9 protein-coding genes and 1 pseudogene are annotated in these 11,500 nt (G+C 58.3%); 4 read left to right on the plus strand and 6 right to left on the minus strand.

The genetic code is table 11. From position 1 onward, the window contains the following. A partial coding sequence (locus NW841_RS09310; protein WP_414386170.1) for an o-succinylbenzoate synthase occupies positions 1–1,062 on the plus strand: 1,062 nt, incomplete at its 5' end. On the opposite strand, the gene prfB is transcribed toward NW841_RS09310, so the two are convergent. Further along, a protein-coding gene (prfB, locus tag NW841_RS09315; RefSeq protein WP_414386176.1) for a peptide chain release factor 2 occupies positions 1,059–2,187 on the minus strand; the annotation gives its coding sequence in 2 pieces (ribosomal slippage) (positions 1,059–2,114 and positions 2,116–2,187; 1,128 coding nt in all). The two genes, NW841_RS09310 and prfB, sit on opposite strands and share 4 nt — an antisense overlap. A gap of 143 nt (positions 2,188–2,330) precedes the next feature. Here prfB and NW841_RS09320 point away from each other — a divergent pair. Further along, positions 2,331–2,720, plus strand: a complete 390-nt coding sequence (locus NW841_RS09320) for a DUF4359 domain-containing protein (RefSeq protein ID WP_414386171.1) — start codon at positions 2,331–2,333, stop codon at positions 2,718–2,720. Here the strand turns inward: NW841_RS09320 and NW841_RS09325 are convergent. Beyond that, complete coding sequence (locus NW841_RS09325; protein ID WP_414386172.1) at positions 2,717–3,838, minus strand: methyl-accepting chemotaxis protein; 1,122 nt, start codon at positions 3,836–3,838, stop codon at positions 2,717–2,719. The genes NW841_RS09320 and NW841_RS09325 overlap by 4 nt on opposite strands. Before the next feature lie 267 nt (positions 3,839–4,105). Next, entirely contained in the window at positions 4,106–5,326 is a 1,221-nt protein-coding gene (locus tag NW841_RS09330; RefSeq protein ID WP_414386173.1) for an HD domain-containing phosphohydrolase, read from the minus strand. A 120-nt stretch (positions 5,327–5,446) separates the two neighbouring features. On the opposite strand from NW841_RS09330, the gene pth reads away from it, so the two are divergent. Then, positions 5,447–6,136, plus strand: coding sequence for an aminoacyl-tRNA hydrolase (gene pth / locus NW841_RS09335; protein WP_414386174.1), 690 nt, complete (start codon positions 5,447–5,449; stop codon positions 6,134–6,136). 193 nt (positions 6,137–6,329) lie between these two features. Here the strand turns inward: pth and NW841_RS09340 are convergent, their stop codons facing one another. Further along, positions 6,330–6,512 (minus strand): hypothetical protein, encoded by a 183-nt coding sequence (locus tag NW841_RS09340; protein WP_414370555.1) that lies wholly within the window; start codon positions 6,510–6,512, stop codon positions 6,330–6,332. 180 nt (positions 6,513–6,692) lie between these two features. Beyond that, positions 6,693–7,571 (minus strand): hypothetical protein, encoded by an 879-nt coding sequence (locus NW841_RS09345; protein ID WP_414378655.1) that lies wholly within the window; start codon positions 7,569–7,571, stop codon positions 6,693–6,695. A gap of 544 nt (positions 7,572–8,115) precedes the next feature. On the opposite strand from NW841_RS09345, the pseudogene NW841_RS09350 reads away from it, so the two are divergent. Further along, a pseudogene (locus NW841_RS09350) lies at positions 8,116–8,864 on the plus strand (IS630 family transposase). Positions 8,865–8,957: 93 nt separating this feature from the next. Here the strand turns inward: NW841_RS09350 and NW841_RS09355 are convergent. Beyond that, a complete protein-coding gene (locus NW841_RS09355; RefSeq protein WP_414386175.1) occupies positions 8,958–11,069 on the minus strand; it encodes an AMIN domain-containing protein in 2,112 nt (703 codons plus the stop codon). Between the last annotated feature and the right edge of the window lie 431 nt (positions 11,070–11,500).

Here is an 11,500-nt window from a genome sequence, read left to right on the forward strand (position 1 = left end):
GGATCCCTAGAAATTGGAAACTCCCCTTTCGGGGGGATCCTCAACTGGATTGGACTGAAAATGCGCTTTGAGTTTTGCCGGTATCGGCGGCTCTTCCGGCGGCCTTTGCGCACGCGCTACGGCCTATGGTCTGTCCGGGAAGGGATCCTGATCCGGCTGACGGATCTGGAGACGGGTCAGCAGGGCTACGGGGAGATTGCTCCCATCCCCTGGTTGGGCAGCGAGACTTTGGAGCAAGCGCTGGCGTTTTGCCAGCAGTTGCCGGCTGAGCTATCCGAGGTGCAGATTGAAGGGATCCCAGCAACTCTGCCCGCCACTCGCTTTGGCTTGGAATGCGCCTGGCTGGCCTGTCGGGATCCCGGCTGGCTGGCCAGGGATCTCTCGGGGCTTGCGTTTTGTGGGCTTTTGGGAAAAACCGCGCCCCCAGGTTTCTACCCGGTTTACAAAGGCAAGGTGGGGGTGGATGCCTTTGAGCAGGAGTGGAAAAAGCTGGCAAGCTGGCTGGAGCAACTGCCGCCCGGATCCCGGCTGCGCCTGGATGCCAATGGGGGGCTGACCCTAGAAGAGGCGCGGCGCTGGCTGGCCCTTTGCGACCAGCTCAATCGGGAGTGGCCGGGCAAGATCGAGTTTTTCGAGCAGCCCCTGCCCCCGGAGCAGTACGCCGACTTGATCCAACTGAGCCGCGAGTTTCAAACTCCCCTTGCTCTGGATGAGTCAGTGGCTGGCCTGGAGCAGTTGCAAGCCGTCCACCGCTCCGGCTGGCGAGGGATCCTGGTGGTCAAGCCCTCTTTGGTCGGATCCGGTCTTGCCCTGAGGGACTACCTCAGCCAACACCCGGGGTTGGATCTGGTGTTTTCCTCGGCCCTGGAAACCCCTATTGGCGCTTGGCACGGCCTAGTTTGGGCGGGATCCCTGCAGGCAAAAACAGCCCATCCCAGAGCCTTGGGATGGGGGGTGGGGGAGTTTTTCCCAGAGTGGGATCCCGTTCAATTGGGCGCGATCTCAGCCCAGGAGCGGGCAGCCCTGATGCAGGCGGTGTGGGAGCGCCACAGCCGGCCCTAGACTGCGGCGGCTTGCTTGGCCCGTTCCTGCCGCAGGTAGGCCTGGATAAAGTGCATCAGCTCCTCCGGTTCGCCATTCATAAACGCCTCGACATTGTAGGTTTCGGCGTTGGTGCGGTGGTCTTTGATCAACTTGTAGGGATCAAAGGTGTAGGTGCGGATCCGGCCCCCAAAGCCCTGGGTCACCATCTCGCCGCGGATCTCGGCCAGCTTTTGCCGGCGCTTTTCCTCTTCCAATTCGATGAGCTTCGCCTTCAGGATCTGGATAGCCCGCTCCTTGTTTTGCAGTTGGGAACGCTCCTCGGTGCAGCGCACGGCAATGCCGGTGGGCTTGTGGATAACCCGCACCGCTGTTTCCACCTTGTTGACGTTTTGGCCGCCTGCCCCGCCGGAACGGGAAGTCTCGAACTCCAGATCCTCCATCCTCAGCTCGAACTCATTCTCTTCCTCCAGGATGGGCATGACCTCGACGCCGGCAAAGCTGGTCTGGCGCTTGCCGTTGGCGTTGAAGGGGCTGATGCGCTCCATGCGGTGGTTGCCCTTCTCGGCGGAAAGATACCCATAGGCGTAGGGCCCCTCGATCAACAAGGTGGCCGACTTGATGCCGGCCTCTGCCCCTTCCGAGTATTCTGAGAGGCGAACCTTGTAGCCCTGGTTTTCTGCCCAGCGGGTGTACATCTTCAGGAGCATCGCTGCCCAGTCCTGGGCATCGGTTCCCCCCGCGCCGGCCGTGATGGTGAGGATGGCGCCGTTTTTGTCATAGGGGCCGGAAAGCAGTTGCTGCAACTCCCATTGGCTAAGCTCCCGCTCCACCGCCGCCAGGGATCCGGACACTTCCGCCAACAGCTCCGGGTCGGGATCCTCTTGCAACAGCTCCAGGGCGCTAGCAGCATCTTCCAGGCAATCCTTCCAGCGGTGGACTTGATCCCAGGAGGCCTTGAGGCTGTTAAGCTGTTGCAGGTGGCGGCGGGCCGCCTCGGCATCGTTCCAAAATTGCGGCTGCGCCGCCTCTTGCTCCAAAATGGCGATCTGTTGCTCTAGGCGGGGCAGGTCAAAGATAGTCCTGAGCACTGCTCAGGCGCGAGGTGAGCGATTCTAGGCTGCGTCTCAGATCGGCCAGTTCCATGGGTTTGTAGATGCTATCTGAAGTCATCGGGTCTGGGATTCCATCTTAACTTCCTAGCCCGCTGACGGGCGCATCTGGATTGGGGAAATGGCTGGAGGGATCCGAGCCCAGAGGAAGATCGGGATCTTGTTTTGGAGGCTGCCATGGCGAAGGTTCTGGGCTTGCTGTTCGGACTGGCTCTGGCCATCTCCAATCCCACCCCGGAAGCGTACGGGGCCTACGCAGGGGAACAGTTGGCTGCCTATGCTACACGGGAATACTGCGCCCAGATCCCGGCTTTTTTGCCCACCCTCATTGAGGAATGTCACGCCCTTGTGCAAGAGCTGCAACCGGAGTTGGCAGAGCTGTTCCTGCGCCAGACCCGCCGGCAAAACTTTATCCTCTTCAGCCTCTACAGCACCGATTTGTCGTTGCTTAACTTTGGCCCGCTGGGGATCTCCTTGCCCACCTACCACTTCCAAACTCTGGCAGTGGCAGGGCAGTTTTACACCTACGAGATCCGCGAGGGCCAGACCACTCCCAAAAAAGGCTAAACCTGGGCCCGCTCCAAGAGGGCTTGCAACTCCTCCAGAGCCGCCTGGGCCGACTGGGCCTGCTGGTAAAGGGATTGCACCATCTCGGCGCTGGCCTGGGCTGATTGCAGGGTGGATTGGCTTTGGCGTTGGATGCGCTCTGCCAAGCCGCGGATGCGGTTGCTGGCTTCGGTGGTGCGCCCTGCCAATTTGCGAATCTCCTGGGCGATGGCGCCAAAACCGCCACCTCCGCCGCTGCGGTTGGCCTCCACAGCCGCATTAAAGGAGAGCAGGCGAATATAGCCCGCCACCTCTACGATCAAGTCAACGATGGTGTTGATTTCTTTGAGCTCGCGGGAGAGCTCCTGGTTGCTGTCGGCAATTTCCTGAAATAGACGGCGAACGGCCTCTACTCCGGCAAAGGTGGCGGCAAAGGTGGATTTGCCCTTCTCCGAGAGCACCGAGCTGATCTCGATGATGCGGGCGTTGAGGCGGGCCAGTTCTTCGGAGCGCTGCTGGGCCTGGCGCCGCTCCCGATCTAGAGCGATGTTCTGGCTGAGGATCTCGGCCTTTTGCCGCTCCAGATCGCGGGCATACTGAAGGCTGCGGTTTTTCTCTTGCTCCAGCTCGGCCAAGATCCGTTGCATCTCCTCCTGCTGTTCTTGCAGCTTCCGCTGCGTGGCCAGATGCACCTGCGACTGGGCCACCAACAACACCGGCACATCCAAAAGGCGGTAGTCCTGGGAACCAACTTGTACCACCACCGGGTCGTAGATGGTCTCCTGGGGCCGCCGGAAGGCCTGGCTGGCCGCCGCGATGACATCGCAGTCGCCGGGGAGCAGCAAAAAGCCCCGTCCGTGGAACTCCACCATGGAGCTGATGGGCCGCTTCAAAAACACGTCTAGGCCATAGGGCTTGCTCAGCATCCACTCCAAAATGGCGCGGCGGGTCAACATCCCCTGCACCCGCGACCGCTCATCCAGCACGATGACCCCCGAAAGGCTGGGATCATCTTCTAGACGGCGCACCACGTTCTCGCAGGGGGTGGACTCGCTCACCTGAAAGTCCACCAGGGCCAGATCGCGCAGCTTGGTGTTGATCGAGAGGGTGGGAGTGGGCGGATTGGTCAGGGTAGCCATCACAGGGATCCTCGGCGCGGGTTGGGCAGAGACAAGTGGCCAAGAATGTGCTATGTATAGAGGAGCACAGAGGCAGAGCTCTGCTCGCCTTTCCAGCGAACCGGTGGCAAACAGAGCCGGCCAACCTTAGTTTGGCTTGAGATCTTGTCTGCTGGCTACAAGCCTATACGGGATTGTGCGGAGAGATGCTTTTTCTCTTTCATTTGTGCTTTATTGGTGGGCAGGCGAGGAACCTGTTCTGAACCCAGGGGCTAAGGGGATCTGGGGTTAGTGAGCCTCTTGATAGCGGTGGTAGATCTCCAGAATTTCGCCGCGCCCGCGCTTAAAAGCTGCCACCACGTGGGGATCGAAGTGGCTGCCGCTGTTGCTTTCCACAAAGCGAAAGATCTCGTCTAGATCCCAGGCTGCTTTGTAGGGGCGGCGGCTGGCCAAGGCGTCGAACACGTCGGCCAAAGCCACAATCCGCCCTTCCAGCGGGATCCCTTCGCCCTTGAGGCCCCGCGGGTAGCCGCTGCCATCAAACTTCTCGTGGTGGGTGAGGGCAATGATGGCGCTTTTTTTCATCAGCTCCGAGTCGGACTTGCCGAGGATCTCGTAGCCAATCTCAGGGTGGCGGTTCATGATCTGTCGCTCTTCGGGGGTGAGGGGGCCTGGCTTTTGCAAGATGGCATCCGGGATCCCGATTTTGCCCACATCGTGCAGAGGGCTGGCGTAGAAAATCAGCTCCTGTTCATGGCTGCAGAGGCCCAACTCTTGGGCAATGATGCGGGAGTAGTGGCTCATGCGCTTTAGGTGGAAAGCCGTGTCCTGATCCCGATACTCAGCGGCCTGAGCTAGACAAAAAATCGTTTCCAGGTGAGCCGATTTTAGCTCTTCCCGCAAGCGCACATTTTGATAAGCAACAGCTGCCTGGGAAGCTAGGGCTTCGGCCACCTGGACTTCCAGCTCAGAAAACGGCTGACTCCATTCGGCCACCTGGTTGGGCGCTAGCTCAGCAGGACGATCCGGCCTGAGGCGGTTTAAGAGTTGCAAGGCTCCGAGGATGTTTCCTGAGGGATCCCGCAGCGGCACCGTGAGCAGGGAGCGGGTGCGGTAGCCAGTCTGCCGATCCACCTGGGGATTAAAAGCGTAGGGCAGATTGGGGGGCAGTTGGTAAACGTCCGGCAGATTCAAGCTCTCCCCGGTAAGCACTACATAGCCCACGATGCTGGAAGGGCTGAGGGGGAGGCGCAGATCCCGCAGCTCCTCGTTGCGCTTGACCACGAAAAAGCGCAGCTCATCTCCTTCGCGGAGGAACAGGCTGGCCCCATCGCAGCAGGTTAGCTCGCGCGCCTGGGCAACAATCAGCTCCAGCAGCCGCTTTAAATCCGTTTCTGAGGAAAGGGCAATCCCCACCTGGATCAGCCGCTGACTCAGGCGCAAGGCAGCAGCAGGCTCGAATTTAGCTTCGCCAAGGGAGAGCTCGAAGGGGGCAGGCCTGAGGGACATGGCTTATCCTCTACTGGGCTACGGGCGTTCCCACCGCCGCCCCGAGGGGGGAGGCTGGGGCTCGCCTATCCAGAGTAACTCTGCTACCCTACTTTACCTGTGGAGGCAAAAGACGATGCAGTGACCCAGATCGAGAGCCAGCCGCCAGAGGAGGTTACCATCCAGCTCATTGTCGGCTTGGGCAACCCTGGCCCGCAGTATGCCAACACCCGGCACAACTGCGGCTTTATGGTGGTGGATCGGCTAGCGGAGCGCTGGGGGATCCCGTTGGCTCTGGAAAAGCGGTTCCAGGGCTCCTACGGAGAAGGGCTTGCCCTGGGGGGCAAGCGGCGCCTGCTCAAGCCGGAGACCTACATGAACCGTTCTGGCCAGTCGGTGCGGGCGGTGATGGATTGGTACAAGTTGGATCCCGCCTCGGTTCTGGTGGTGTACGACGATATGGACTTGCCCCTGGGTCGCCTGCGTCTGCGGGGATCTGGCTCTGCTGGTGGACACAACGGCATGAAGTCCATCATCCAGCATTTGGGAAGCGAGGCCTTCCCTCGCCTACGGCTGGGGGTGGGCAAGCCCAAAGGCCACCAAGACATGGTTGGGCATGTTTTGGGAAGGTTTGAACCTACCGAGCAGGCAGTGCTGGAGCGGGTTCTGAGGGCAGCAGTGGAAGCAGTGGAGTGTTGCTTGCAAGAAGGATTAAGGGCGGCCATGAACCGCTTCAACCCTCTAGATCTCTCCGAGCCGGTATCTGAGCGAGATTGGCCAGCTCCGCCAGCTCCTCTCGACCCAGCCAAGACTGCGCCCGGAGAAAGCTGACCGCGTCAGGGAGTCGGCCTCCGCAGAGCCACTGGCAGGAGAGGGCAAGGATCCCTCCAGGTTGCTCCCCGCGGGGGAGCGGCTCTCTTGCTAAGCCAGAGAGCCGATAGGTTTCCAAGTTTTGAACGGCAACGTACAGGATCAGCACCTACAAAAACGTCCAGCCCCCCTGGACAGTGGCCACCACCCCCAGTCAGCCGGGAATGCACAGCCGCTCCGCCAGATCCACCAAGGGATCCAGCGCCACTGCCACCACCAACGCAATCATCGCGGTCAGCACCAGGTTGCGCAGTTGCCCCAATAGCAGCAGCATCCCTGTGGCCACCACCAGGGCTATGGAGGAGACGGAGAGGGTCAGTTGTCTTCGGCTCATCATCTGGCTGGGTTCTCTTCAAGGGGAGCGTTCCAGTTTTCCTGGGTAACAGACGGCTCTACCACCCTGGAATGGCTTGGCCGCACTTGCCAAACGCCCTCTGCCCAGAGACCCCAAACCCAGAACCTCTCTACCCAACGGGCCAGACAAAGATCCGCAGCAGAAACCCAGCCAGCAGTGGAGTTACTGCAACAGTTCCATCCGTACTGCTTCTACATATTCCAGCAGCTCTGGGGATCCTCTGCCTGCAGCCTGCCACAGCGTCAAAGCACGGCCCAGGTCGGCAGCGGCAGCGGCCCTATCCTCCCCCTGATAGGCGCGCGCCATGCCGCGGTGGTAGTAGCCCTCGGCTTGCTGCGGCTGCGCCTCGATAGCTCGGCTGAAATCCTGAACGGCCAAGTTGAAGTCGCAAATGCTGGCCCACATCAGGCCGCGATGGACATAAGCATCGAAAAGATCGGCAGGGCTTTGGTTTTGCTTGGCCAGCTCGATGGCCAGGTGCGACACATCAAACGCCGATTCCAGATGCCCCTGTTCGGCCCAGATGCGAGAGCGCAACAAGTGAAGTTGGGGGTTGTGATAGGCAATGCGATCCAGGGGGGACAAAGTTGCCAAAGCCTGCTCCAGCTCCCCGAAATACTCGTGTTGAATCCTGGCCTTGAGCAAGTAAGCTTCAGGCAAATAGGGATCCAAAGCAATGGCAATGTCCAGATCCCGCAGCGCCAAGCTCAGCAGGTGGTCAACAGCAGTCGCCTGGTCTGGCTCCGGCAAGGCCAAGGGATCGCCCTGCAACCGATCCCAGAAGTACTGAGCCCGCTGCAGATACAGCTGCGCGTTCCCCGGCTCCTGTTCCAGAAATTGAGCTAGCCGCGCCAGATAGACGCGATCCAAGTGAAAACGCTCGCCAGCCTGGGTGGAAAGAGGGATCCCCCTTTGGGCCGCCTGCTGCGCCAGCAACTGATGCGCTTGAGAGCGCTGCTCCAGCTGCCGTACTTGGGCTTCCAGTTGGGCTTGTTGCCTGAGCAGGAGCTCAGGATCGGGTTCATCTGCAAATGCCGCCACTTGAACACTCTGCGCTGGTGCCGAGGAAATTTCAGGGACAGCGCCCCGTCCCTTGCGCAGGGAAGCCAACCAGCCGCATTCGCCGCTCAAACACAGCCAAGACAACAAACCCAGAAGCGCCGATCCGGAGAACAAAAGACTGGGCCTCAGCATGGATCCCACCCCACGAACTAGCTTGAGAAAACTTGAGAAAAGAGTTGCCTCTAAGCTAGTTCGCCATAGCCGCAGTGTCCAGACTTTCCCCAACCCTCGGAAACTCCCCCTAGGGGATCCCGCCGCCGGCCAGATCGATCGACTCTACGCAGCGATTCTTTGCCCATCCTTCGTCAGTGGTGTTGCTGGCTACAGGAGCTGAGACCCCTCGCCAACCGGATAAAGTCGGCGCTGCTCAATGCCAAGCTGAACCAAGCGGTTGACCCACGAATTCGGCGGCGCAAGCCCTGGTCATTAGTCCTGGCGGTAAGCTGCCTAATCTCGGCAGTATATAGCCTAGAGTACAGCCTGTTAATTAGGGTGCAGGTTTCAAAAGGAAGGAGAGAAGCGGATGCCAGCCCATTCTTTGGATTTACGGCAAAGAGTCGTGGCAGCTTATCAGGCAGGTCAGACCTCTATCCGCCAGGCAGCCAAACAGTTCATAGCGACCAAAAGAACAGTACAGTGTACAAACAAACTCAGGATTTAACCCCCAGGAGAGTAGGCAGGAAGCAAGTGGGTATTTTGGAACAACATCGACAGGAAGTGATGGCAATTATTGCAGAACACCCAGACTTCTACCTGTGGCAGCATCAAGAACTGTTGCGGGAGCGCTTCACGATTGATGTGAGGACTGTCACGATACACAATTTCTTGAAAGAGCAAAGACTTATCGCAGTGGGAGAGTCCAAGAAGAGGAGGTGCAAAGAGAACGACTAGCTTATAGTCAAGAAGTCAGGGATATTCCACCGGAGGATTTGATTGCCCTCGACTAGACAGGGGTGTGGAAGGGAATGGAACGGGGATTAGCTCGGAGCTTACATGGTCAAATAGCTTATCATTATCGTCGGAGATGCAAGGGGGAAAGCATACTGTTATTGGAGCTATTTCCCTAAGAGGAGTAGTTAGCTGTACCTGCCTGTGTATGCGCCGGAATTGAATCCTATTGAGATGATGGGGTCAGTGTTGAAGCATTTTATTTGGCAGTTTTCCAGAATTGGAAAGTATAGCCTGGAGCAGATAGTGAAGACTTCTTGACTACTGAACAATCCATCCTGCTTCCGAGGTTGGTTTGCTAGGTGTTGCTACTGTACCCCTTGATTCTTTGACAGGCTGTAATCCACAAGTTACTAACGACTAGGATGGCCGAGAATTGAGAAACTTGACGGCTTAGCATACTAACTTCCTACTGTCTTATAGATTAGAAGGTAGACCAAAGGCTACGTTATCGTCCATGATATAGGGCGTCAGCATAAAAACTACCTCATTGCGCTCATTATTCACAGTCTGGGAGCGAAACAAAGCACCTAGAAGAGGCAAGTCCCCTAACAGAGGAACCTTACGAACCTCGACAGTATCTCTGTCTTGGATTAGGCCGGCGATAATAAAAGTCTGTCCGTCTCTTAGTCTCAATTGAGAGGCTTCTAACTGTCTCCTATCAATGTTAAAAAGCTGGATCCCTGCAAAGTCTCCACCTTCCAGCACTTGGATGGGTATGGGGATGGAAATCTCAGGCCGAATAGTTAAGGTAACAAATCCATTGTCATCTATCCTGACATCCGAAACGTTTAAGATAACTCCAGCCTCCTCTCTCTGCAAACGCTGGGTAACAACTGGTGGCTGGTTTTCTCCTTGGGGTATGGTAATGGTTTCAACGTTTACAGGCACGCTGGTGGCAATGCTAATCCGGCTAGAGCTGCCATCTGCCACCACCACTTTGGGATCGGTTAAAATTTTGCCGGTTCCGTTCTGAATGGCTGCTTGAACTCGCAAAGCCAAGGATTGTTGCAGGCGGTTGAGGGTATTGAAGATACCTGTAATAGAGCCAGAGGGCCCAGTGGGGCCAATGGATTCTACTGAGGATCCCTGAGGCTGGTTCAGTGGCTCGCCACCGAAGCTTGCCCCTCCCAAGGTTCCAACAGCAAAGTTACCAGAGGCTCCGCCCAAGTTAACCGATAAGCTCTCGTTGTTGTTCAGACGGATATCGACCGCTCTTACGGAAATCAAAACCTGCCGCCGGCGCACATCCAGTTGAGCAATCTGGGCAGCGGCGATGTCCTGCTGTCGCTCGGTGCCGATCACGGTAATGGAGTTGGTGCGCTCGTCCACATCAAATTGGGCGCCTGGAGCTACGGCATTTAAAACAGCTTCGAGACGAGGAGCTATATTTGCGGCAACGGCTTGGTTCAGGCGGTAGTTGCGCACTAGGATCCCGCTCACCCCTGGCAGGTTTTGTCCAATAAAGACAGTTTGGCCCCGTCGCTGTGCCTGTAGCTGTTTTAGCCGCAGGATAAAGTTAAACGTCTCTTGTAGGGGCGAGTCCTGCACGTCCAAAGAGATAGTCAGCTCGCGTGGAACGTCGTTGAGCACCACATTCAAACCTGCCCGTCGCACCAACAAACTCAGCACATCCCCCACGGGAGCATCCTTCAAGGTCAGGCTAATCTTGGCGTTGGTTCCCAGGTCAACAGGAGGGGGATCGGGTAGAATCGTGCCGACAGCAATATCTCCAGCCGGAGGAGCCACAGCTCTTCCTTGGAAAGGAGACTCAGCAGGCAAACTTCCTGGTGGCAGTTGGGGTTGGTTGAGCTGCCCTACGGAGGGCACCTGAGAAATGACCGGCCCAGGGGAAGCCGGCTGAGGGGGAGGAGCCACCTGAGCTGGCGGGGAAGGGGGAGGAGTTTGGGCAAGGGGCTGAGGAGTAGGGGCTGTCCCCTGGGGAGAAGGAGAGTTTTGAGCAGCCGGAGGGGAGGCAGGAGCTGGCGGCGGGGCCACAGGCTGAGGTCGGGTTGGCGAGGCCGATTGATTGGGCGCTACTTGGCTAGGCGCTGCCGCTACAGGAGCGGGCGGGGCAGAGGGCAAGCCCTCAAACTCGAAGACCAACTGCGTCGGGCTGCGCCGGGCCAGCAAGCCCTGGGGAGCTGCCGCAACACCGGCAATTTCTATCCGCACGCTGTCACTGCCTAGTTGCTTGGCTTCGATGAAGCGCACTCCCGGCAAGGGAGACTCCTGACGATAGCGGCCTTGACCGCCATCCAGTTGGGCATTGGTGATATCCCCAATCCAAGACCGGCCCTGTTGGGTAAAGAACACCTGTGGACGGGCGCCCCCTGCAGTGGTGATCTCCAGCTTCATGCGGTTGCCGTGGGGCACCAGGCGGATATCGGTGATGCGGCTGAGGCTTTGTGGATTGGCGGAGGTCAACTGCTGAGCGGCGGCTTCCTCAAGTCGGCCTTCTACAGCCAACAGGGGCAGCGAAAGGATCAAGCTCAGCGCCCATCCCCAGGCAACTCGACGGTTCATCATCCTCACACCTCACTCCGTTAGCCAAGCGTGTTCTTGCTTCACTGCAGCACGGGTTCACCCAGTGCTTCCCTAATCAAAGCCGAAATCTTGCACTTTGCCACTACCCGTAGGTGATTGAGAGAAAAATTTTCCCGGATCTCCGATTCTGACAACACTACCTGCAGCTCATCGTCTGTAACCTCTCGACCCTGGCCATCTATCACAGGGATCCGGATACGTGCTCATCGTCAATAGAAACGGCTTGTCTCGCCAATTCCCAACTCCCCTCTCCCTGAGGGAGAGGGGCCGGGGGTGGTCGCGCTAGCAGCGCGGAGCGCTTGGGTTGATTCCCTCAGGGAGAGGCGTCACGGCAGCGGTGTGGAGAGCCTGGGAGGTGTCTCAATCTGGTTTGAAATGGCTACGCAGCCGCAACTCCGAAGCTGGGAGAAGGC

This window comes from Synechococcus sp. H60.3 (genome assembly GCF_047462295.1).
Taxonomy (GTDB): domain Bacteria; phylum Cyanobacteriota; class Cyanobacteriia; order Thermostichales; family Thermostichaceae; genus Thermostichus.

Excerpts from the sequence above, each read along its gene's own strand:
- NW841_RS09355 (WP_414386175.1), bottom strand. The coding sequence starts at position 11,069 with ATGATGAACCGTCGAGTTGCCTGGGGATGGGCGCTGAGCTTGATCCTT.
- NW841_RS09320 (WP_414386171.1), top strand. The coding sequence starts at position 2,331 with ATGGCGAAGGTTCTGGGCTTGCTGTTCGGACTGGCTCTGGCCATCTCC.
- NW841_RS09325 (WP_414386172.1), bottom strand. The coding sequence starts at position 3,838 with ATGGCTACCCTGACCAATCCGCCCACTCCCACCCTCTCGATCAACACC.
- NW841_RS09330 (WP_414386173.1), bottom strand. The coding sequence starts at position 5,326 with ATGTCCCTCAGGCCTGCCCCCTTCGAGCTCTCCCTTGGCGAAGCTAAA.
- NW841_RS09340 (WP_414370555.1), bottom strand. The coding sequence starts at position 6,512 with ATGATGAGCCGAAGACAACTGACCCTCTCCGTCTCCTCCATAGCCCTG.